Below are 23,806 nucleotides of genomic sequence, written 5' to 3' on the forward strand. Positions count from 1 at the left end.
ATTTAAAAAGCTCCTGTCATAAATTTTATGGAAAGGAGTTTTTCAATTTTGGAATAACCTTTGCACTATTTAATGAATATAAATTAATTGTAGTAAAACCAATAATTTGAAGGTAGTTTTACTACATTTGTCGTGTTTTTTAACGAATTAAAAAACAGTAACTGACAGGTTGACACATACAAAACAGATCAATGGAACAAAAAAAATTTGATTTAAATTCCTTTATCGGAATGCTTTTATTAGGGGGAATTTTATTATGGTGGATGAACATTCAAAAACCGGAGGAAGCTACAAACCCCAACACTGAAACAAATACAGAAAAAACAGTAAGCCTTACTTCAAAAGATCAAAAAATTGTTGATAATAATTTTGAAAATGATTCTTTAAAGCAGGCTGCTTTTAAAAATAAGTTAGGTGCTTTTGCTTACAGCGGTTTAGCAGGTAAAGAAGGAGTCACTATCCTTGAAAATAATTTTCTAAAATTAACTATAAATAATAAAGGGGGACAAATTGTAGAAGCTTTATTAAAAGAGTACAAAACACATGACTCGCTTCCCCTCTATTTAATCAAAAATAATAATGCCTCTTTTAATGTTAATTTTGGAACAACAGATAATCGTATTTTAAATACTTCAGATTTATATTTCACTCCAAAACTATCTAAAAATGGAGATATAAATGTACTTTCTATGAAACTTAAAGTTTCAGAAACTAAGTTTTTAGAATATCGATATGAGATGAAACCTAATGACTATAGAGTAGGATTTTCTATTAAATCTCAAGGGTTAGGAGACATCATTAATAGTTCACAACAGATTAATCTAAACTGGAAATTAAGTTCCTTTAGTCAAGAAAAAAGCTTAAAAACTGAGAATACAATGTATTCATGGTATTATTACAAAGCTGATGGTGAAGTTGATTATTTACGACCTGGTAATTCAGAAGTTATTAACGATCTTAATTGGGTTTCATTTAAGCAACACTTTTTTTCATCAATATTGACTAGTAATAAAAAATTTAATAATGCAACACTTACCTCAACAGACTTAGCCAAAGATGATGATAAAGAACATGTTTATACGAAGTTATATGAATTAAATACTCCTTTAGCACTAACAAATGGAGAATTTAATTATGACATGCAATGGTTTTATGGCCCAACAGATTATAATTTATTAAAATCATTTAAGGGAACCGATTTAGACGAAACAGCAGATTTAGGTTGGGGGATATTTGGTACTTTAAACAGATACGTTTTTTACCCTGTATTTAATGTTCTTAAAGGCTTTGTTGGCAATTATGGGTTAATTATTATTTTAATGACTATCGTTGTTAGAATTTTATTATCTCCAGTACTATATAAATCATATCTATCAAGTGCTAAAATGAAAGTGATTCGTCCAGAAATGGAGGAAATTAACAAAAAATATCCAGGTAATGAAAATGCTATGAAACGTCAGCAGGAAATCATGGCTGTTCAACGAAAAGCAGGTGTAAGTATGATGTCAGGATGCATCCCTGCTCTACTGCAAATGCCCGTTTTCTTTGCTTTATTTAAGTTTTTCCCAACGAATATTGATTTTAGACAAAAAAGCTTTCTTTGGGCAAATGACTTATCTTCGTATGATATTATTTTCAAACTTCCCTTTAAAATTCCTTTTTATGGTGATCATGTAAGTTTATTTCCAATCTTAGCCTCTATTGCAATATTCTTTTATATGAAAATGAATCAGAGCCAACAGGCTAATATGCAAGCTCCTCCTCAGGAAGGAATGCCTGACATGAGTAAAATGATGAAGTATATGATATACTTTTCTCCAATAATGATGTTATTTTTCTTTAACAATTATGCAAGTGGTTTAAGTTTATATTATTTTATTTCAAACTTGTTAACAATAGCTATTATGTTAGTTATAAAAAACTTTGTTATTGATGAAGCTAAAATTCATGCACAAATCGAAGAGAATAAGAAAAAACCTGTTAAAAAAAGTAAATTTCGCGAGCGCTTAGATGCCGCTATGAAACAAGCTCAAGAACAACAAGCAGCTCAACAAAAAGCAAGAAGCAAGAAATAAAAATACATTTTTTAAAAAGACAAAAAAGCCATCAAAACATAATTGATGGCTTTTTTATTTTTACAGGACAATACATTTTATTCTAAAAAACTTTTGTTTACAAATTAGTATTCTGGATACTGATACGTATTGATAATACAGTGATTTTACTACTATCTGAAATTCTTATTAATTATTTCCATAAATAAAAATATCTCAAAATATTTTATAATAAAGATAACACCAAAACACTTTACTCATTGATTTAAAATACTTTACTATTTTTATAAAATCAATTTAAACTCTATAAAATGAAATTTAATTACCCTAAAAAGAATATAATAACGCTCATATACCTTATTATATTAAAATTTATAATGGTAGCTTGTACCGATAAGAAGTATATCAATTTAGACTCTAATAATTCTAGTATTTATAATAATATTACTCTTGAAAACTTTGAAACCATAATGAAAAATGATTATGGTTATGATGTTTTAAAAGATAAAGATTACCTAACCGTTAAAAAATTAATTGCAACAAAAAACGAACAGCCTACTCCGGCGAACAAGAATAATTTTACTTTAAAATCAAACTTTATAGGTACCGCTTTTAATATAAATAATCTTTCTAATAAGGCCTATTTACCTATCTTTAAAAATGAATTTTCAAGTGTTACTTTTGAAAACTCTTTAAAATTCGGCAATCTTTCTAAACATCCCGGGATATATAATTGGGAAAATACCGATAAAATGCTTTCTTTAGCCAAAACTCAAAAAAAAAGAGTTCATGGTCATGTTCTTGCTTGGGATAGAAGTGATTTCAAACCAAACCCCCAATGGTTATATAACTTTAAAGGAACTCCTATCCAATTTGATAGTATTTTAAAAAATCATATTTTCACCGTTTTATCTAAATATAAAAGAACAATAAAAAGCTGGGACGTGGTTAATGAGGCTTTTGATGAACATGGAGCTAATTATAGACCTGGTATTTGGTTTAATAATTTGGGTATTGAATGGGTAGAAAAGGCTTTTAAATATGCCGAGCAAGCTACTAATGGGGAAGTATCTCTTTTTTATAATGACTATCATTTACTAATCAACCCTATAAAACTTGAAAAGGTATTAAATTTATTAGATGATATCCGAAAAAAAGGTATCAAAGTTGACGGCATTGGACTACAAGGACACCTTTTCGCTTTCACTACTATCTCTCCTCTTATTCATCATAACTTAAGAAAAATTGTTAAACGAGGCTATAAAGTACATATTTCTGAGTTGGATATTTCTTTAAACCTTTTAAAAAACTTTAACCGTCGTTCATGGTGGTTAGATTTTTTTCAAAGAATAAAGTACTTCACTGTAGCAAATGCTTATCAGAAAATTGTTCCGAATCACCTAAAGCATGGTATTACTTTTTGGCAATTTAGTGATGCCGATAATTGGCTTACCCCTTATTTAGGAAAAGAAGATTGGCCCTGTATTTATGATAAAAACTACCATAGAAAACCCGCTCACACTGGATTTGAAGACGGATTAAATGGATTTTGGCGATGGTGGATTTTTCCATAACCTAAGAAAAATAAGTTTATTTAAATTATTTCTTTTATCCTAGAGAGTAATTAATTACATACAATAATTTCTATATTTCAAGTTAGCTCATTTATTGTTTTTTTATTACAATTTAAACTAAACTATTTTTATTTTTTGATTTAAAAACTGTTAGACGCTAAAAACAAAATTCAAGGGGAATATGAAACTTACTATCATTAAATGGACTAATAAAACTAAATCCTAAATTAACCTAATTTCTCTGTACTCTAAAATAAAATAGAAAACATATATAATTAATAAATAGTAGGTATGATATAATATCATTTTCACTGCTTTTTTTTCTTATATAATTATAATTTTTAATTATACAAATAAACTAAAAAATATAAATAATCTATTTAATTTTGATATATACGAAAATCATCTATCGTTATGATTTTTTTTGAAGGGGATAAAGACTGTCAATATTGACAGTCTTTTGTTTTTATCAAAAAAATATCTTTATTTATAATTCATTTACTTAAATTTTGATCATAAAAGCCATATTACTAAAAGAGATTAAGTAATAAGTTTATTTTTTAGTTACTTTATAAATATAACTTATCTTAGTAAAACTATATTTATAGATAAAATAAATACTTTTTTGATATTTTACTTTTTAAAAATCAATAAAACTTTTTATTTTGAAGCGTTTAAGTTTATCAAAACTATTGTTTCATAATACGGTAACGCTTACTTTGTTCAATTGAACTAGCCAGCTGTTTTTAGCTAAAAAATATTTACTTACTAAAGTTTTACCCGATTATTAAGTGTTGTTGTTGCTTCAAAAACTTACGTTATAATCAATTTTACACTTTTAATTATTAAGTGGTTTTTATAAATAAAATAATTAAAGAAATTATACAACCACTATGCACTAAACAATCTATATTTTCAATATTTTGATGAATAGATAGAAATTAAAAGTAGATTTAAAATTACACTTCGTTATAACCTAAAAATCAAATATTTAATTAATTTTGAACTCTCTTCTTGATTTCACCTTTTAATTATCCAACAAATAAATTCCTTTTTTGATCAAGTATTCCGGAACTCCAAGCAATCTCTTATTTAATAAAGCTACACTAGTTAAAATACATTTCCTTTCGATTTTTTTAAAATATGATTTCTGAAGGGCAACTGATTCGTTGGTTTTTGTTGCTATTTACCAAATTCTCTCTTTCAAAATTTATTCATAATTAACCCCAACTAATATTTAGTTAACAGTTACCTAGATCCTATACAGGAATAATTTCTTATTAAACTAACCTTTTTGTCTATATAAACTATTGAATTATGAAAAAAAAACACAAACTCTTCAGAATAACGTAAAAAACTTGTACGATTTTAAATGATCAAAGGACTTACTATTTGTACAATATTTCTCTTATTTTCGACATTTACTTTCTTTTATTAGTAAAACTAGTGTACACAAATACCTAATGCTCTTTTTATTGGAAAATCAATAATATACTTGTAATATAATTAAGAATAATAGATAAATTAAGTACGCCCTTAAATAACAGTTTTCATTATTATAATTAGTTTAATTTTAGCTGTCAGAACAAAAAACATCCCAAAAAAATAATTTCCCCTAAACATGTTCTGACAGCTTTTCATTTTTTTAGAAATGATAATTCTTTAAATAATTTTTTCACTCTATTCTTTATTTATAATTCGTCTAGTTAAATTTTGGACATAAAAAAACACCTCGTAAAAGGTGTTTTTCTTCAAAAAAGAAGTAATATATATCACTACATTTTAAAATTTTTACACAAAAAAGTAATTTTACATTAACATGTAGTTTTAAACTAAATACAAGCTCTTCTTTTAAGGCCTATCATTTGTAATGTTAACAGCTACCTTATAAACCGTGTTGTCTTTTAAGCTTTCCATTAGTCCTAATTTAACATAATTAAGTATTCCTGTTTCATTTTCTGCACCTGCTGAATAAGCATTACTATCTAAAATTATAGCGCAATAAGTGTATTGCTTATATTGAACTTGAATATTAGCATCTCCATTTTTAAGATAGCCCTGTAGATCAATCCTGAGATCACTATTCTTTCCACCAAATTTTACTTTGGTACCTTCATCGCCACTTAAATGTTGAAACTCTAGTTCATCAACAATCTCAGTTATATCATTTCTGAGACGTCTATTCTCCTGTGGTGCATTACCTTTGATTTTGTTTAATCTTTGCAATTCTACTTGAACTCCTCTTGAAGCCATACCATTACTATCAATTAGCTCCGTTTTATTTTCAATCTGAGGTAATTCAGAATCGTTATCTGAACAGCTTGTAAAAGTAAATACCCCTAGAAGGAGTAGTGATGCCAAAGCACCTTTTGTTAAATGTTTCATTTTATTTATTTTTTATTTCGGTTGCAATATTAAGTGTTTAATTTATATCACATTACCTAGCTGGGTACATTTAACATAAGTTTTTAATTTCACTTACGCTTTTTGGCTTTTATGTTAAAACCAACTTAATAAACAATATTCAAAATAATTTAAATAATACTAAAACTTAAAATGACGTATGACTTTAATCTTACCAAATAAATATTTCTCGAAGTTAATTTCTATTATTATATAAAGTATGCCCAATTATAAGTTAATAATTAAAGTACTTATTATAATTCGAGTATTTTAAACAAAAAAAATAGTTTTATAGCTATAATAATTAGATGTTTATCGATTACTTAAACTAAATAAGAAAATATCGAAAGTTTTACTTTGATTGACTTATTTTATGTCATGATAAGATTTCAACTATCTATAATATAAAAATTATGGTTTTCATAACAGTTAGTGATCTTAAATTTATTACACATCCCTTTGATCAAAAATAATGTTCAAAGGGGTGTGTAGTAATATTATCGGCCTCTCATATATAGGCCTTAATTTATTTTTGTTTTATTTGTTAGTTTTTTGTTGTATGAAACTTTTTTAACTCATAATTAAATTACTTGCATGCACTTCCTTATACTCCTCATATATTGCCTTCACAAAATCATTAAAACTAAAGTCAGAATCAGGAAAAAATTCACCAGTCTCATGTTTATTCGTATCTAACCAATCAAAATATTCATAATGAACATCACTATTTTCAGGATAGCCATAACATTGTATAGTGATACAAGCATCTACTGGATTATTATTTTTTAGTTGATGGATTTGATTAAGCCAAGGCGTTATATAAGTTACCTCATCTAACTTAAATTTACAAGTTTTAAAAAGCTCAGGTTTATAAGCTTCTTTCATTGCTTGCATTAAATTATTAGTACTCGGGGAAGCTTTTTTCAGAGTAGCGAATAAATCAACATCTATTTCGCCATGAAGCACCTTAATAACAGCCTCACTGCCACCATGATTGTGTATTGGAGAATATTTATTACTTGGCCATATTTCCATAACATATGGAATTCCTGGAGACTCCCCTTGATTTCCTCCCATAGTTATTCTTAAATAAACCATATTAGGATCTCCAAAGCCAGTCTCTACCTCTCTTTTCGCTTTTTCCTCAATGATATTATAACATATTTTACCTGGTGTATCAATACTATATTGAATGGCTTTTGCAAAATCAAAATTTTCATCCAAATTATAGTCTTTATTAACTGATTGAAGATTAAAATTTACACCACCCACATTTTCAAATAATTTTTGACAAACACTTGGTAAATTTGCAGGAACTGTTGCCATATTATTCGACACATCCCACATGGTAATTTGACTCATATCTTTAACTGCCATAGCCACATTTACAGTTATAGGATCTTTAAAAACAGCAAATAATTTTGAAGTATTCGTAAGTTGTATTTTACTCATTTCTTTTATCCATCTATATTCAGATATTGCTGGGTCATCTTCTTCAGTTGGATGTAAGTTTGGCTCCACATTTCCTTCTTTCAATTCTCCTTTAGAAAAATTAAAACTAAAGAGAACTAACTCTGCTCTTGGCTCTCCATACCCTCCTTTTAGTAATCTGTTTTCAAAATCTATACTTAACCAAAAGGGACCATTTGGATAGCTATCATAACCTTTATTTGTTGAAAAAAGTAGATCTTCAAGTTCAGGATATGTTTTTTTTGATGCAAAAAAATTACAATCAGACTCATTTATTTCAAAACAAAAATATTGATAAGTGTTGGAATACTTTTTTCTAATAGGATCTGAAAACTCTATTTTTGAAGATTTACTCTCTGGAGAAAATATAATTACCCCTTGCCCCGCCACAGGAAGCGTAACAATATCATCGTTAAATTCTGGTTTTTTAGGCTTTACGACTGAAAACCTATCATCATGATTTGACATAATATATATTAAATTTGGTTACAAATAATCTAAAACCAAACCGTACTCAGTACGATTCAGATTTATTTAGCATATTTTTTTGAATTCTTCATAACAAAGTAAGCTGTAACTATTTATTTAATTACATAGTTTTTAAACTAAAAATTATCTTTCTCTAGTTAAACATATAAAGTTATTCATGTAAAATATACTGAAATTGATATCTATCAATTTTTGATATCACCTTCTGAAGATAGCTTATTTTTATGGAGAATCAAACTGATCATCACATAATTTCAAATAGTCCATTTATTTAACACCTGCTTATTTTGTAAGCATAAATTTAAAACACAGCAACAAAAACACAATGATGATCAAAACATTAAAATAAAAAAATACTATTCAACTTTTTAAAAATACTTTTCTTGACAAGAATTTAAAGTATCTCTTTTTTAGCTGCATTATCTGTTGCATTATTTGCTTACTATCCAGGTACTATAAAACAGTCACACATTTTTAGTTATTTTTAGTTTTGAACGTAATATAATCAAAGGAAACTGATATCAGTTTTAACTTAAGTTTCATTTGAGCACAATAGACTGATTGTGTTTCCTACTCAACAATTAAACTTTGTCTCTCTACTAAAAAGTCAAACGTTAACTCAAACAAACCTTTACCATCTACCTTTGCATTCCAAGCTCCATGACCTGCAGGCTCACCATTAGGTAATAATAAAGTTACCAACTTATTATAAACTCCTAAAGAATCATAAACACTTTGTAATTCCAGTGCCTCTTCATAAGGAGTAACAGGATCTGTTGCTTCCCCGTGTCCCATAAATAGCTCAGGATCATCAACATCATATCTAGCGTATTGTTTTAAATTGTAAACTGCCTCGAATAAATCCAATTTTGCATTTGAACCCCAAAAATAAATCATACTTCTTACGCTATAGGTTTCGTTTAGGTGTGTTGTGGCAAGTGTAGGGTCATCGTTTATAGTAACTTCATCTCTAAAATCTTCCTGATTTGAAATTCCTAAAGCTATAGTCGTAATTGCACCTGCTGAGGCACCACCAACTGTTATAAAATCCTTATCAATGTTGTAGGTATCTGCCTTCGCCATAATCCAGCGAAGAGCTGCTTTAGCATCTCTTTGAGCCGCATACATTGCTATAGCTTGCTGAAATTGTTTAAGAGTTTCTGCTCCTTGTAAGGCGTGTTTTATCCATTCTTCTGGCGCAATTCCTTTGTAATAAGTAAGAACTTCGTCGGAACTCATTCCTTCCGCATCTCCTAATTCTTCCGTTGTTCTATAATCTATGGAAATAAAAACCCACCCCCTTGAAGCATAATAATTAGCCATTTCAACAATTTCAGGTTTGTGTTTTATTCCTCCAGTAAAACCTCCGCCATGAATAAACATAAAAACAGGTCTTTGGGTTTCAAAGTTGTTAGGGTAGTAAACATCCAAATATATGGGAATTGAAAAAGGAATAGAACTCAAACTATTATGACCAAGCCCATCTGCATATCTAATATTTTCATCTTTTAGAACTGTAAAAAACGATTCAGCCTTGACTACCGGTATTCCATTTTCTTCTAAACTTACCTGTTCTCTACTACAAGCAGTCAAGAATAAAACACTCAACATCAATAAATAAATTATTTTCCGCATACTACATTACTTTTTAATCTTATATAATTATAAGACTTATTTATTTTATAAAGGTTTAATTATCAGACACCTTTTTCTTTTTAATTTAAAGTTTCGCAGTTCTAATTTTTACTTTCCGAAGAGGAGAATTAGTAAAAAGATAAGAAATAATTTAATTCAAATCTGATATAAATTGATCTACAAATTCTTCCTTTGTTGCCCATGAAGTTACCAATCTAATTACCGAATTATTATCATCAATTTTTTTCCAGATATAAAAACCATATTTCTTGTCAAGTTTTTTAATTAATTTATTAGGCAGAATTGGAAAAATTTGATTTGAAACGGGTTCAGTAATAAACTCATAATCTAACTCGTTCATTGATTTTGCTAATTTCGAAGCCATTAAATTTGCATGTTTTGCCAAATCAAAATATAAATCGTCTTTAAATAATTCTAAAAATTGAACTCCAAAAATTCTTCCTTTGGCTAATAATGCTCCCTTTTGCTTCAAATGAAATCTAAAATCTTTTTTCATTTTTTCGTTATTGATAACAATAACCTCACCTATTAGTGCTCCATTTTTTGTTCCTCCAATGTAAAACACATCTACAAAACTTGCGAGCTCTGATAAAGTTAAATCATTTTTTTCTGACATTAAAGCTGAACCCAAACGTGCACCATCAACATATAAATACAAATTATTTTTTTTACAAAAATCTGAAAGCGCTTTGATTTCGTTTTTTGAATAAATACTTCCAATTTCAGTTGTATTTGAAATATAAACTAAACGGGGTTTTACCATATGCTCATCTTGGTGAGCATCAAGTACTAGTTGAATATCATGAACTCTTAATTTTCCATCTTTTGTTTCAACTGTATTTATTTTATGACCTGTTGCTTCTATTGCCCCTGTCTCATGTACTGAAATATGACCCGTTAATGGAGCGATAACAGATTCATATGGCTTTAATATTGAAGAAACTACAATTAAATTCGCTTGTGTTCCTGTAGATAAAAAGTGAATTTCTGATTTTCTATTACCTAGTTTTTCAAGAATTGCTTGTTTTGCCTCTTCACAAAAGCTATCTTCTCCATATCCTTCTTTTTGAATGTAATTTGTTTTATTTAATGCTGTCAAAATTCTTTCGTGCGTCCCCTCCCCATAATCATTTTTAAAACTGTATTTATTCATACTATTTGTTTTTTGATTTAAATTAATAAGATTACATTCCAGAATATCCATGAAGAATCATCTTTTACTTCTTAAAAAGCAAATAAAAGTCTATTTTTCCTATTACTAAAAGCAATTCTTAAAATAAGATTTTAATATATCTTATTTTTACAAACTAATATTTCAATAGGCTACCATTGACAAACCTCATATCGAATTTAATTAAGTGTATCACCCTTTTTTAAAAATATTTATGAGTATTTTTATATAATTAAAATGGTAATTTATCCAAATCAACATTGCCACCCGAAATAATAATCCCTATATTTTTATTTTTAAATTTCTCTTTTTCTCTTATTATAGCTGCTAAAGCAACCGCTGAAGATGGCTCACAAACTATTTTTAATCGCTCCCAAACTAAACGCATTGCACTAATTATTTCTTTTTCTGATACACGAATTATTTTCTCAATACCTCTTCGAATTATCGGAAAATTTATGCTTCCTAATTGTGTTTTTAAACCTTCGGCTACTGTATTTATTGATTTGTTAGACTCGATTTTCCCGCTTTGTAAAGAACGAAATGCATCATCCGCCTCAAAGGGCTCACCTCCAATTACTTTACAATCTTTAGCAAAGCATGTTGTTGCGATAATAGTTCCGGCTACTAAACCACCACCTCCTACTGGAGTAACAATATATTCTAAATTGACTTGATTTGCTAATAGTTCTCTTGTCGCTGTTCCATGACCTAAGACAACATTTAAATCATTTGATGGATGAATAAAAGTAGCGCCCTCTTTTTCTTGGATTTTCTTTACACTATTTTCTCTTGCTAGTAGGGTCGGTTCACATTCTATAATATTCCCATTGTATTCTCTTACAGCATTTTTCTTTACTTCAGATGTTGTTTTAGGCATCACAATATAAGCCTTGACTCCAAGAATTTTAGCTGCTAATGATAATGCTTGAGCAAAATTTCCAGACGAATGCGTTACTACTCCCCTGGCTTTCTCCTCTTTGGTTAATTGTATAATTGCATTGGCTGCACCTCGCATTTTAAATGCACCTGTTTTTTGAAAGTTTTCACACTTAAAATACAGCTTTGCCCCAACAATTTTATTAATCAGATTTGAACTTAAAACTGGTGTATTATGAATATAGGGTTTTATTCGTTGGTGTGCTTTTATTATATCCTCTTTATACATTTTTTACTGTTTTACAATTATCATAAACTTAACATCTACTAGTAAATCATGACAAAACGCTTATCATAGTAATACACCTTCAAAACTAGTGTATTTGAAAAAAACGAGCTTATTTTTTATATGCTTTATCATTAAAATTGAAATTCCTTAATTTTATAATGAATCTTGGCATTAAGAATAGCTTTTATTTTATAAAAATCTAAAATACTTTAAAAATTGAACTTATAAACGTTAAAAGATATATGGGCCATGCCTAGAGTAATAAAAAAAGCCTTAGTGTATACTAAGGCTTAAATTTTGGGTGGAAGATCGGTCTCGAACCGACGACCTCCGGAACCACAATCCGGCGCTCTAACCAACTGAGCTACAACCACCATTTGATTTGCGAGTGCAAATATATAAGGTTTATACTATCTAACCAAACATTTTATCAAATTAATTTACTCAAATTTTCAACTGCTATATAACGATCTGATATAAAACCCTCTGCAAATTCAACACCAATTAACCTTCCTAAATCATTGGCTCTATATTTTATGCTATCCGCGAAATTTTTACTTGTTATTGGCGTTTCAGGCTCTTTACTTTTCGGATCATAAAATTGAGATTGATAAGCCTTTACTGATGCTAACTTATGATCCATGTACCCCGTAACATCTACCACAAAATCTGGTTCTATATTTTTCCATTGTATATAATGAAATACTTGTTTTGGTCTCCATTTTTCTTGAGGAACCCCATTTATGTCTGTTTCTATTTTCAATAATCCGCTCAAAAAACAAGCATCAGCTACTAATTTACTTCCTTTTGGATGATCAATATGTCTATCATCTATGGCATTGCATAAAACAATTTCTGGTTTATACTTTCTAATCATCCTAATCACCGCTAATTGATGTGCCTTATCATTACTAAAAAAACCGTCAGCAAATTTTAAATTCTCTCGAACGGTGATATTTAAAATTTTTGCTGCGTTTGATGCTTCTTCATCTCGTAATTGAGCAGAGCCCCTTGTACCTAATTCTCCTCTGGTTAAATCTATAATGCCTACTTTTTTTCCTAAAGCAACTTCTTTAGCAATAGTTGCACCACAACCTAATTCAACATCATCAGGATGTGCACCAAACGCTAGTATATCTAATTTCATCAATTGATTTGTTTTTTATTCATTTTTATTTTAATCTGTAACCTAATTGATAAGCTAGTATTTGTTAGTATTTAAAACTAGACAATGTATTTCATAGGTTACTATATAGAATTATAAGTCAAAAATAAATAATTATATCAGTCGTTTCAATAAATCATGAAATAAATGACTGGTTATGTAATAATTCTCCATTCAAATAAAATCAAATTTGAGTTTAGCTGCTTTTAACCGATACAAATAAACCATCATTATTCATAATAGTACTTGGTAACAAATAATTAACATCATTGTTTTAATTACACTACTTTGTACATACATAATACAGGATAATTAAAAAGTAGTTTTCAATAAATTTATATAAATTCGCTACATGATTAGAGTTTCAATTATCGGAGGAGGAAAAGTTGCTAATCACCTAATTAATGCATTTTTAGGTGCCAGTAATATTCAATTAATTGAGGTTTTTGTCAGAAATACGAATAAACTGAAAGAACATAAAAGCCAAATTAATATTACTAGTAACCTCCAGAAATTAAAAGATGCTGATTTATATATTATCGCTGTATCTGATGACGCTATAGAAGAAGTTTCTTCAAAAATTTCAGTAGAAGGACTTATTGTACATACTTCCGGAACCGTATCGTTGAAAGCAATTAGAAATACAAATCGAAGAGGTGTTTTCTATTTATTACAAAGTTTTTCCAATAATAAAAAGGTTGATTTTAAAGAAGTTCCTTTTTGCTTAGAAACCGAAAAAAGCAAGGATTTAAAACTTCTAGAAGAAGTAGCTTTAGCCATTGGTCAAAAGATATATCATATTGATTCCAAACAAAGAAGTTATCTTCATGTCGCCGCTGTATTTGTAAATAATTTTACCAATCACTTGTATTCAGTAGGAAACGAAATTTGTAAAAAAAACAATATTCCCTTCGAAATTCTTTTCCCTTTAATAGAAGAAACTGCTGCAAAAGTTGCAATATTGTCTCCCGAAAAAGCTCAAACAGGTCCTGCTTTACGAAACGATATTAACACCATAAAAAAACATTTAAATGTTCTTGATGATAAACATCGAGAACTCTATAAAACAATAACAGAATCAATTATAAATGGAAAAAAGTTATAAAGAAATACTTCCTCAAATTGACACTTTAATATTTGATGTAGACGGAGTTTTAACCAATGGAATGATTACAATAATGCCAAATGGAGAGCTTGTTAGAAACATGAATGTAAAAGACGGATTTGCACTAAAAGTTGCTATTGATAACGGCTATAGAATATGTATTATTTCTGGAGGAACTAATGAAGGTGTAAGAATAAGACTTGCTAAATTAGGAATCAAAGATATTTATCTTGGTGCTCATCATAAAGTCGATCAATACAATGAATTGGTTAAAAAATACAATTTAAATCATGAAAATGTCCTTTACATGGGAGATGATTTACCAGACTTACCAGTAATGAAGTTAGTTGGTATGCCTTGTAGCCCAAACAATGGTGCCCGTGAAATAAAAAATGTTTCTAAATATATCTCTGATAAAAAAGGAGGAGAAGGTTGTGTTAGAGATGTTATTGAACAAGTAATGAGAGTTCAAGAAAAATGGGATGAAAATTTCGACGCAAAATATGATTAGTAATTTATAAAAAATAGGATTAGCCTCGCTTTATAGAATATGGAAATGAATAGTTCTTTTAAGTTTTCATAATTAATTACTCCCAAGCAAATGAAGCTCAAAGTTTTTTTTTCAAATTTTTACAAAATATTAATTTTTATTTATGTGTGCTAAAATAAATAATACCTCTAAAAAATTAATTCGTTTTGTTTAGATAAAATTGATTACTTGAGCTTTATTTTTAATAAGTGATAAAACTTAAAAAGCTATATTTAATTCAAATATTTTATCTCAAAGAAATAAGGAGGATTTGTTTATTCTACTAAACAAAAAATACTACGCGAAGATTGGAATAAAGAAACTCAAATGACATTACTCAAAAACGAATATTCAGACTTAAACTTAATTAAGAGAAGTTTGAATAAATATTCTGATTTATTTGACAAGACTATATCTAATTTTGACTTAAACAACGCTTCTATTCCTATTGCCAAAAAAATAAAAAAAAGATTTCGCTAAAGAATTTAATAAAGAAAAAACTGGTAAGGCTTTCATCTACTTTTTTGATTATCCTACTGACTTCGTTGAGAAAACACCTAATTATCATCAACAGAAAAACTAAAACCAAGTTTAGCAAAAAAACTATATCTAATTATTCTGTTACCTCACAAAAAATAATTGAATTTGAAAAATACAGGAATAAAAGAATTAGATTAGATTAGATTATATCAAATATAAAGAGACCTTTTTATTATTGGTGTATGAACAGAACTTCGCATAAGGGATTTTTTAAACTTACCAGAAATTAATTTAGCTGATAGATTTATTGAGAGATAGCCATAGAAGACAAAAAGTAGTGCAGGAAAAACAATAATGCCCCCAATTGATCCTCATATTAACAAATTATTAAAAAAGAGCTATCCCTATAAAAATAAACCAAAGTTTTTTCAATGAGAAAATTAAAATAATTTGTAATAGGGTTGGATTGACCGAAGTATTAAACGGAAAAGTATTTAAAAGTTTTACAGATGAACTAACGGGCAAAAAGTCTGTAAAAAAAGTTGACGGTAGTTATCCTAAATATCTTTTATTAGTTCACATACGTGTCTCAGGTCTTTTACTACAAAAAAAAATGAAATTCCTTCATATTTTTGTATTGTTAAATACATAAAGGTTACTCCTTCTGAACATAATGAAATAATTAAAAGCTTATGGAACATTTGCTATCAAAAAAATTAAGTTTAGTACCTATTATCACTTTCACTATGTTAATCATTCTATGATTGTTTTTTTAGAGACAACAACCGAGGCTTTACTGCTTCAAAAATTATCGTAAACCGCAAATGTAATTTTTAAAAAAATTCTGAGAGTTTACTTATTTAAATTTATCAGGGGTAATCAGTAAAACATATTTATCTATTTCAATATCCTTGTTTCTAAACAAGGCGTAAATTGTTGCTACTCTTACAAAGGAATGACTTATCAACTTCCTGCAATCATTTTCTTTTATCATTTTTCCAATGAAATCACTAAATTCGTACAAACTTGTTTTTCCTATACTGCTAAATCTATGAAAAGGTCCATCAAATGAAATGACATAATAATTATTTTTCAAAAGCTTCTTTATTATGTCTGTGAAATTACCTGCTTGACCTTCTCAACCGTAAATAAGAAAAATTTTCATCTTTTGAATTACCCCGTTTATATGTTTGAATATCGAATTCACCAAACTTAATCTTTCCCTTTTGTGTTTTATCCATAAACTCTAATTCATGCTCTCTTAATTTTTTTATTTGAGGATTAAAATTCTATATGTCAATTCAGTTAACACTGATGATGAAATAATGGATAATATTTTTACTATTTGTTTTTTCATGAATCGCCTTTTTTTACCTGCAACTAACCTTTGATATAAGAATATAAGTTAACTGTAGGGCTCAAAATTTGCTATGAAATTGAATCAGGCTACATTCCTTGATTTCACTAATATCTCGACTATTATAATTTATTACCTTTTGTTTTTACAAAAAATTATAACTTGATGTAATTATCCATTATATATTGCAATTCTGGGTCTTGCTCTTTCCTTAGGTACTCTTGATATTTTTTTATTGGAATAGTAATATCAGGTATAATTCCATGATTAGATTCTTTACCTTCTCCAAAATATAACTCCGTAATTGGAATTCTTACCGTAAGCTTTGTTTTTGGTAGTTTATAATTTAGGAAATACCCAGCGAAGGTATTGTTTTCATTACCTCCTGTTTCAATCCCAATAATTTTTCCTCTTTTATGATCTTTAAAAAGTTTGGCAAAAAATACTGAGGCAGAGAACGTTTTCCCCCCTACCATTAAATAAACATCACCATTAAAGCTATCCTTGTCTGGGGGAAAGTTCTCTAAAACTCCTTCTTTAAGTCTTTCATTTCCTATATAACGACCTTTTTCGTTTTTATTAAATCGTTGATATAAAAAATTTTCAAATCCTTCTATCTCATCATCACTTGCTGGATTACCATTATCACTTAATAAATTTTCCCTTGTTATCTTTATATTTTTCATTTTATAATTAAAACTGTTTTTGAAGTTAGAGTCAATTATAAAAGAGAAAAGAAGTGCCGCCATATTTGGATTTCCTCCTCCATTTATTCTTAGATCTATGATAACCGATTTATATTTTTCGCTATTAATTTTTTTGAAAAATGCACTCATTTCTTTGTAAGCACTAGATTCGTTAAAATAAAAAGTATTCACGGTAATTACTCCTGTTTTTCTACTCTTGTAATATCTAGAAACAATTGCTTTCTCTTGTTCTAAACGATTGGTTGGTTGTATTGCCAAAAGCTGTCTTCTATAAATTTCATAATAATCTACAGGATCTACTGTCAAATTGCCTGTTTTATTGCTTTCATAGGATAGGTATTCAATTTTGAATTTATTTACATTTGATTCAATGAAGTTTGCGTAATTAGCTGGGAAAAAATCTGAAAGGTTTGACTCTGTGGAGGTAATTGAATATCCATCTCCATGAATATGTTTGTTAAATATCCTTAATAAATCCTTTACAGACTTGTTTTGTATAGACAGAATCTCTGTTTGGTATTTTAATTCATACCCCTTTATGTTTACAAACATTCGTCCATCTCTTATTATAACAGGAAAAGGGAAATAGGTATATTTATCTATCATGTAATCCTTAAATTCATCCTTTGGAGTATATATGAGGTGTCCATCCCCAAAACGGTTTGTACATTTTATAAAATTTGAAAATGTTGGACTCTTTTTTAAGTTTTTAATAGCTTGGTTCCTAAAAATCAGTTGTTCATCTTTAGAAATAAATTTATAAGGATTGGGATGTTGCTTTTCTATTAAGCTGTCCAATATAGATAAGTCAAACAAATAATCATCAAATGTTAGTTCTTCGATTTTTATGTCTTGGGAAAAACATAGATTAGTAAACAATAATGTAAAAAGAAAAGAAATTGATTTTGTCATGTTTTTAATGTTTAATAAAGGTCAACATTTTGGCTAAAACCAGTTTTAATTGGTTTTAGTTTTTGTTAGCTAGTTTAATTTTAATCCTCTTTGATTTTCTATTGAATTGTGTTGTGAAGTTTTCTTTTTTCAAAAAATTATTTCCAAAAGAGTTGCTTAAATACACATTTAAGTTAATGCGTCCAATACTATTTGATTTAAACCATTCAATCATATTATCATACGATTTACTTCCATAGCCTTTTTTCTGTTACTACTCTTAACGTAAAAGTCATCAATCAAAGCATCTTTTACTAGATCAAAAATTGGATGATTTTTGTTAATGAAACCAACAATATACCCGACTGTTTCGCTATTATCATAGGTAATGAAAACCTCACAATCTCTGTCAGTAAGGCATTCTGTGGTATGGTTCTTAAAAAAATCCATTTTTAATGGCTTTTGTACTACCGATTCTGAACGATATTTTGCATTCTCCAACCTTAGTTTTAGTAAATAATCTAAATCTTGATCTGTGGCTTTTCTTTCACCCATTGTAACTACATCTAACCATCAAGTATTCAGATCCGTGTATATTTCCACTACAAATATAATATTAATTTAAATTGCCTTAAAAAAACAAAAGTTAATAATTTAAATACTTAAGGAACATTATTTATCCGAATGAAAACGTTTATTTAACTCACCACAATTATTTAAAAGAACTTTTCCGTTTTTAAGTCATTGGAGAACCTACTATTTATAAACTGGCTCAAAAGATACGATAGTATCAGATACTTTAACAGCTTCCTCTGGTGTTTGACAATTTAACCAAATAAAATGTTCCCCTGTATAAATGCAAAAACCTGAATTAATACCTGTATTACCATAAAGTAAACAAGGTACCTCATCCTCATGAATACTGTGCTCCTCAATAGTTTCGAGATCAATTAAATCCTTTTTAAAAATAAAAACAGCATCATTATTTTCCACAAACCCTTGACTTTTAAAACCCTATACTAAAACTTGTTTTTCCATTATATAAATTGTTTTTGCGTAGCGAAATAACTACAGGTTTAATATAGTTTAAATATTGTTATCATTACAAATAAATTTAGTTCTTTACAGTCACTTAAATCAACTATATCTTCAATTATTTTTAACAATCTCTTTTTAAACATTTTACACTACTGCTATTTGTAATTCGTTTATTAGACCTTGACCATAAAAAAACCATCTGTAAAAGAGGTTATGCGGTAAGTGTGTTTTTAAGTCCTAAAGTGCTTAGTTTTTATCTTTTAGTTAGTTCTGCACTAAAGCTTTTAGTTCAACAATTTCTTTCTGTTACTTTTCTTAAAGTAACATCTTTAAATATAGTTGATTAATTTAAAAACAGGTATAATAAGTAGATTTAAATGATCCTATTCACTGTTAACCACTTATAGAAACTACGTTGTTTTTCTTTTTAATTGTATTTAACTTTAATGGAAATTACAAGTATAAGAAAATAGAATTTTAAAATTTAATCTCTGTTAATTACAGGTATTTTACATAAAAATTAAACGAAAATCATTAAAAATGTCTATTTATCAAGTTCAAAACAAATGGGGAAGCTTTCCATCAAAACAATGTGGAATCTTTTTTTAGGTTCAAGAAATAATCAAGAATTAATGGATATAAATATCAATTCAACTGATGGTAGTAAAACTCTTACTGAAAATAAAACTAACAATTTATAAAGTTTTAAAATACCGTTTACATATAAAGAGATAAAGAAAATTTCTAATATCTCTTATACTAAAAAAATATTCGAGACTTTTTTAAACTCCAAAGCTTTTATTAAATCCAAAAATGCAAATAATTAATTTAAGGAATGTTTATCATTTACTTTTTTTGATAGCTTGTTTAATGAATTAGAAAGACTCTAAAAAATAAAAATTGACACCTATTGCGATACCCAAAAATAAAACACCTTACTAAATAATACACTTAGAATAAATTAAGGCCTATAGAAATAGAGTATATTACTTTCTATTTAGCTAAATGAATAAAAAAATAGTTGGCTTTACTTCCACTTTTTGTTTTTATTGTATTTAACCACTTTAAATTGTTAAAAACATCAAAAAAAATTCATTTTACTACAAAAAAACAATAATCGGCATATTTATTGATACTTATTTAGAATAAATAATTTTATTAAATTGCATCAGTTACTTAATTTCATGCCTTTTTACTAAAAGCGTTGATAAATATTTCGCTCTATTATCTGGGTAGTAAATTAAAATATTAGAAACTAAAAATAATTAATTTTTAAATACATATGAAACGACTAATTACCGTCTTACTCCTTTTAATTACCACACACATAAATTCGCAATCAATATTTGGTAAATGGGAAAACCGTGATGAAGAAACCAATGAAGTAGACAGTGTTATTGAAGTTTACGAGAAAAATGGTAAAGCATTTGCTAAAATTATAGAAATTAAGGATAAAAATAGACAAAACGCTTTATGTGAAAAATGTAGTGGAAAAAGAAAAAATAAGCCTATACTAGGAATGAATATTCTGTCTGGTCTTAAAAAAGAAGGAGATGAATGGAATGGCGGTAAAATACTAGATCCTAAAAATGGTAAAGAATATAAATGTTACATAAAACTTGAAAAAAATAATAAACTTAAGATAAGAGGTTATATTGGCTTTTCATTACTTGGTAGAACTGCCTATTGGCACAGAAAAACTAACTAACAAAATATATAATAACAGGTCGTCTATTTCTTTAAAGAATCGCTTCAAATCAAATTTTATTATACATTTATTGATTTTGAATTATTACACTTATTCTTTCGTCTGGTAAATTTTCAACTATATATTCACTTATTTTTGTACAAGCTCATAGAACCATTTTTTGATTACACCTCTCTCAATTCATTTAACCGTAAAATATAATAAAAGAATAACTAATATCTAAGCTAGTAACTAAACAACTAATTCTATTGAGTCAATGATTGTGTCCGTTTGATAAATTAAGTACTGAAAATAAATATTAAATTTTCATTTCAAAGTTTTCTGGCAGAAATAACTAGTAATTGTACCTATACTAAAACAATTAATACGGGTATAATTATTAGTAATAACACTTATTTTAAAATTCACTTTATTTCATTTTCTTTAAGGTCTCTTTTTAAAATTTCTGCGTGTTAACCAAACATTACAACTTCATACATTTCACTCTATAAAAGTTAATACGCAGTTTTAGTAAAATACAAGGGTAAGTTCTAGATGGAATTACTAATATATTTTAAAGAATATTAAAGTAACAAATACTTTGATTCTAAAATCTAATTTTTTGAATTTCGGTATTCCAATGGTGTTAACTTTGTTTTCCTTTTAAAAAGTTTACCGAAATATTGTGGGTATTCAAAACCAAGATTATAAGCTATTTCACTAATTGAATCATCAGAACTCAGTAGTAAGTTCTTAGCCTCCTCTATTAAATAGTAATGAATGTAACCTTGTGCATTCATACCTGTTTCTTTTTTGATTAAATCACTCATGTAATTTGGAGACATCGAAACCTGCTCTGATAATTCTTTAACAGTAAGTAATCCCTTTTCTCTAAACTTTTTTTCCTTATAATATGAATCTAAAAAATTCTCAATTTTTATTAGAGTATTATTATTAATTGACTTTCTAGTTATGAATTGTCTTCCATAATACCTAAGACAGTAATTAAGAAAAACTTCAAGTGATGAAATTATAATATTTTGACTGTATGAATCAATATTTTCTAAAAGTTCATTCTTTATATTTTTTGCACTTTCATTCAATATATTCTTTTCTTTTTCAGATAAATGAAGCGTTTCTGATACCTCATACAAGAAAAAACTATACTTCTTAAACTTATCCCATAAAGAAGTACCTTTAATAAGATCTGGATGAAAAAATAAAGCCCACCCAACATTATCTTGGTCAAAGTTTTGCTGTTCTTGAACAGTAAGCACCTGATTAGGGGCCAAACACATTAAATTCCCTTCTTGAAAATCTAACTTTTTCCTACCGTAAATAACTCCGTTAACACAATAATTTTTTAAGTAAACTTGATAAAAATCAGTCATAACCCTTGTTCCTGACTTAAAATCAAAATTAACTTTCGACAAATCAACAATTGATATAAGCGGATGATGCATTTCAAAACCTATATTTTTAGCTAGGTCGCCTATAGATGATATTTGTAAAATTGACTTCATTTTATATATTATTTTAGTTGTAAAAATATACCTGTTTATTTTTTTAAAAAAAAAGCTAAAAAATAATTTAGAAGAAGTTCTAAATTATTTTTTCTTTCTTAAGTTATTCTGATTCTTGTTATTATTCACAAAGATATACCTTATAATTTTATTATAGTAAATGGGCGATGAATAAAAAAATAGTTAAGAATTAATTAAAATATTCACTAATATTTATTCTGTTTTACTTATAGTCCATACTGAGATAACATATTTTTAGCAAAGGTTTCATCATCAAACTGCTTTCTATTTAACTCATGTAATTTAGCATCTTCACCTACAACATATCTTAATTTACCTGATTCATCTGTTACTGCTTCATAAATAGTCTCAGAAGCCAAATTAACAGGTGATGAATTACTTAGCATTTTTGGAAATAAATCAAGAGCAGACGTAACTAAGTTATTGTATTGGGTTAATTCTTCATTATGGGAAAAATCAAAGGATCTTGTTCCGAAATCTGTTGCAATAGAACCCGGTTCAATTATTTTAACTTTTCCTCCAAATTGTCCAACTTCATAATTTAATGACTCAGAAATACCTTCTACAGCAAACTTAGTTCCATGATATAAAGAACCTAAAGGAAATGTTATCCTTCCTCCTATCGAAGAAACATTAACAATTGTACCTGCCTCATTCTCTCTAAAGTGTGGTAATAAAGCTTTAGTAACATCTAAAAGACCTATAACATTTGTATGGAATTGCCTTATAATTTGTTCTTTTGAAAATGACTCTAATGTTCCGTATGCTCCATAACCTGCATTATTCACTAAAACATCAATTTTTCCAAATTTTGAAATAGCCTTTTTAACAGCATCTTGTATAGACTCCAAGTTCAAAACGTCTAATTTTGTTACGAATACGTTATCTAATTTTGTAAGCTCCTCCTCTTCTTCCGGTCTTCGCATCGTAGCAACTACATTCCAATTTTTAGATTGAAATAATTTGGCAGTCTCTTTGCCTATCCCACTACTTGAACCTGTAATAAATATTGTTTTCATATTTATATTTTTTAATAATTAGAATACAAATATCTGAATTACAACAAAATCAAAATAATACTAATTAAATGTTTTACAACACTTTTTACTGTTTTATACATGAACTAAGGACAACCTCCTAAAAAATATTTATTTAACTGATAAACTACTACTTATAGTTAGGTTACTAAATCTTTAGGCACATAAAACACCTTTTATTAGGTGTTTTATGACAAGTGTATCTCTAAAATTTAATATATAGTTAGTGGAGGCTTTAGAAACGTTTAACTTTCAATTCATAACACTTAATTATTACATGC

General features: G+C 27.9%; 18 protein-coding genes and 1 tRNA gene. 6 read left to right on the forward strand and 13 right to left on the reverse strand.

Features of this window, described 5'->3' with window-relative positions; all coding sequences use genetic code 11:
- The first annotated feature begins 191 nt into the window (after positions 1-191).
- Together yidC and AC2GW8_RS03255 are read left to right on the forward strand one after the other, a co-directional pair.
- A complete protein-coding gene (gene yidC / locus AC2GW8_RS03250; RefSeq protein ID WP_440881359.1) occupies positions 192-2,075 on the forward strand; it encodes a membrane protein insertase YidC in 1,884 nt (627 codons plus the stop codon).
- A gap of 290 nt (positions 2,076-2,365) precedes the next feature.
- Positions 2,366-3,628, forward strand: coding sequence for an endo-1,4-beta-xylanase (locus tag AC2GW8_RS03255; protein WP_440881360.1), 1,263 nt, complete (start codon positions 2,366-2,368; stop codon positions 3,626-3,628).
- Positions 3,629-5,479: 1,851 nt separating this feature from the next.
- Here the strand turns inward: AC2GW8_RS03255 and AC2GW8_RS03260 are convergent.
- From AC2GW8_RS03260 to bshB1, 7 genes are all read right to left on the reverse strand, one after another.
- Positions 5,480-6,013 (reverse strand): hypothetical protein, encoded by a 534-nt coding sequence (locus tag AC2GW8_RS03260; protein WP_440881361.1) that lies wholly within the window; start codon positions 6,011-6,013, stop codon positions 5,480-5,482.
- 588 nt (positions 6,014-6,601) lie between these two features.
- The gene (locus AC2GW8_RS03265) at positions 6,602-7,969 is read right to left on the reverse strand and encodes a cysteine dioxygenase (protein ID WP_440881362.1); all 1,368 of its coding nucleotides are present in this window, start codon (positions 7,967-7,969) and stop codon (positions 6,602-6,604) included.
- 591 nt (positions 7,970-8,560) lie between these two features.
- Positions 8,561-9,625 carry a prolyl oligopeptidase family serine peptidase gene (locus AC2GW8_RS03270; RefSeq protein WP_440881363.1) on the reverse strand — a complete coding sequence of 355 codons (1,065 nt, stop codon included), beginning with the start codon at positions 9,623-9,625 and terminating at the stop codon, positions 8,561-8,563.
- 151 nt (positions 9,626-9,776) lie between these two features.
- The gene (locus AC2GW8_RS03275; RefSeq protein WP_440881364.1) at positions 9,777-10,799 is read right to left on the reverse strand and encodes a threonine aldolase family protein; all 1,023 of its coding nucleotides are present in this window, start codon (positions 10,797-10,799) and stop codon (positions 9,777-9,779) included.
- Between the two features lie 250 nt (positions 10,800-11,049).
- Positions 11,050-11,985 carry a threonine ammonia-lyase gene (locus AC2GW8_RS03280; RefSeq protein ID WP_440881365.1) on the reverse strand — a complete coding sequence of 312 codons (936 nt, stop codon included), beginning with the start codon at positions 11,983-11,985 and terminating at the stop codon, positions 11,050-11,052.
- 299 nt (positions 11,986-12,284) lie between these two features.
- Positions 12,285-12,360, reverse strand: a tRNA-His gene (locus tag AC2GW8_RS03285).
- Positions 12,361-12,415: 55 nt separating this feature from the next.
- Positions 12,416-13,132 (reverse strand): bacillithiol biosynthesis deacetylase BshB1, encoded by a 717-nt coding sequence (bshB1, locus tag AC2GW8_RS03290; protein WP_440881366.1) that lies wholly within the window; start codon positions 13,130-13,132, stop codon positions 12,416-12,418.
- Positions 13,133-13,502: 370 nt separating this feature from the next.
- Here bshB1 and AC2GW8_RS03295 point away from each other — a divergent pair, with 370 nt between their 5' ends.
- Complete coding sequence (locus AC2GW8_RS03295; RefSeq protein ID WP_440881367.1) at positions 13,503-14,255, forward strand: Rossmann-like and DUF2520 domain-containing protein; 753 nt, start codon at positions 13,503-13,505, stop codon at positions 14,253-14,255.
- Positions 14,239-14,766 carry a KdsC family phosphatase gene (locus AC2GW8_RS03300; RefSeq protein ID WP_440881368.1) on the forward strand — a complete coding sequence of 176 codons (528 nt, stop codon included), beginning with the start codon at positions 14,239-14,241 and terminating at the stop codon, positions 14,764-14,766. The genes AC2GW8_RS03295 and AC2GW8_RS03300 overlap by 17 nt, the downstream gene beginning before the upstream one ends.
- A 1,354-nt stretch (positions 14,767-16,120) precedes the next feature.
- Here AC2GW8_RS03300 and AC2GW8_RS03305 read toward each other — a convergent pair.
- From AC2GW8_RS03305 to AC2GW8_RS03320, 4 genes are all read right to left on the reverse strand, one after another.
- Positions 16,121-16,360, reverse strand: coding sequence for a hypothetical protein (locus tag AC2GW8_RS03305; RefSeq protein WP_440881369.1), 240 nt, complete (start codon positions 16,358-16,360; stop codon positions 16,121-16,123).
- Between the two features lie 416 nt (positions 16,361-16,776).
- Positions 16,777-18,240 (reverse strand): S41 family peptidase, encoded by a 1,464-nt coding sequence (locus tag AC2GW8_RS03310; protein ID WP_440881370.1) that lies wholly within the window; start codon positions 18,238-18,240, stop codon positions 16,777-16,779.
- Between the two features lie 210 nt (positions 18,241-18,450).
- The gene (locus AC2GW8_RS03315) at positions 18,451-18,774 is read right to left on the reverse strand and encodes a hypothetical protein (protein WP_440881371.1); all 324 of its coding nucleotides are present in this window, start codon (positions 18,772-18,774) and stop codon (positions 18,451-18,453) included.
- Between the two features lie 201 nt (positions 18,775-18,975).
- Positions 18,976-19,212, reverse strand: coding sequence for a hypothetical protein (locus AC2GW8_RS03320; RefSeq protein WP_440881372.1), 237 nt, complete (start codon positions 19,210-19,212; stop codon positions 18,976-18,978).
- Positions 19,213-19,823: 611 nt separating this feature from the next.
- On the opposite strand from AC2GW8_RS03320, the gene AC2GW8_RS03325 reads away from it, so the two are divergent.
- Complete coding sequence (locus AC2GW8_RS03325) at positions 19,824-19,958, forward strand: hypothetical protein (RefSeq protein WP_440881373.1); 135 nt, start codon at positions 19,824-19,826, stop codon at positions 19,956-19,958.
- Between the two features lie 581 nt (positions 19,959-20,539).
- Positions 20,540-20,965 carry a DUF2147 domain-containing protein gene (locus AC2GW8_RS03330; protein ID WP_440881374.1) on the forward strand — a complete coding sequence of 142 codons (426 nt, stop codon included), beginning with the start codon at positions 20,540-20,542 and terminating at the stop codon, positions 20,963-20,965.
- 593 nt (positions 20,966-21,558) lie between these two features.
- Here the strand turns inward: AC2GW8_RS03330 and AC2GW8_RS03335 are convergent.
- The gene (locus AC2GW8_RS03335) at positions 21,559-22,467 is read right to left on the reverse strand and encodes a helix-turn-helix domain-containing protein (protein ID WP_440881375.1); all 909 of its coding nucleotides are present in this window, start codon (positions 22,465-22,467) and stop codon (positions 21,559-21,561) included.
- 227 nt (positions 22,468-22,694) lie between these two features.
- Positions 22,695-23,507, reverse strand: coding sequence for an SDR family oxidoreductase (locus AC2GW8_RS03340; RefSeq protein WP_440881376.1), 813 nt, complete (start codon positions 23,505-23,507; stop codon positions 22,695-22,697).
- Between the last annotated feature and the right edge of the window lie 299 nt (positions 23,508-23,806).

The sequence above is a fragment of the Tenacibaculum profundi genome (genome assembly GCF_057162725.1).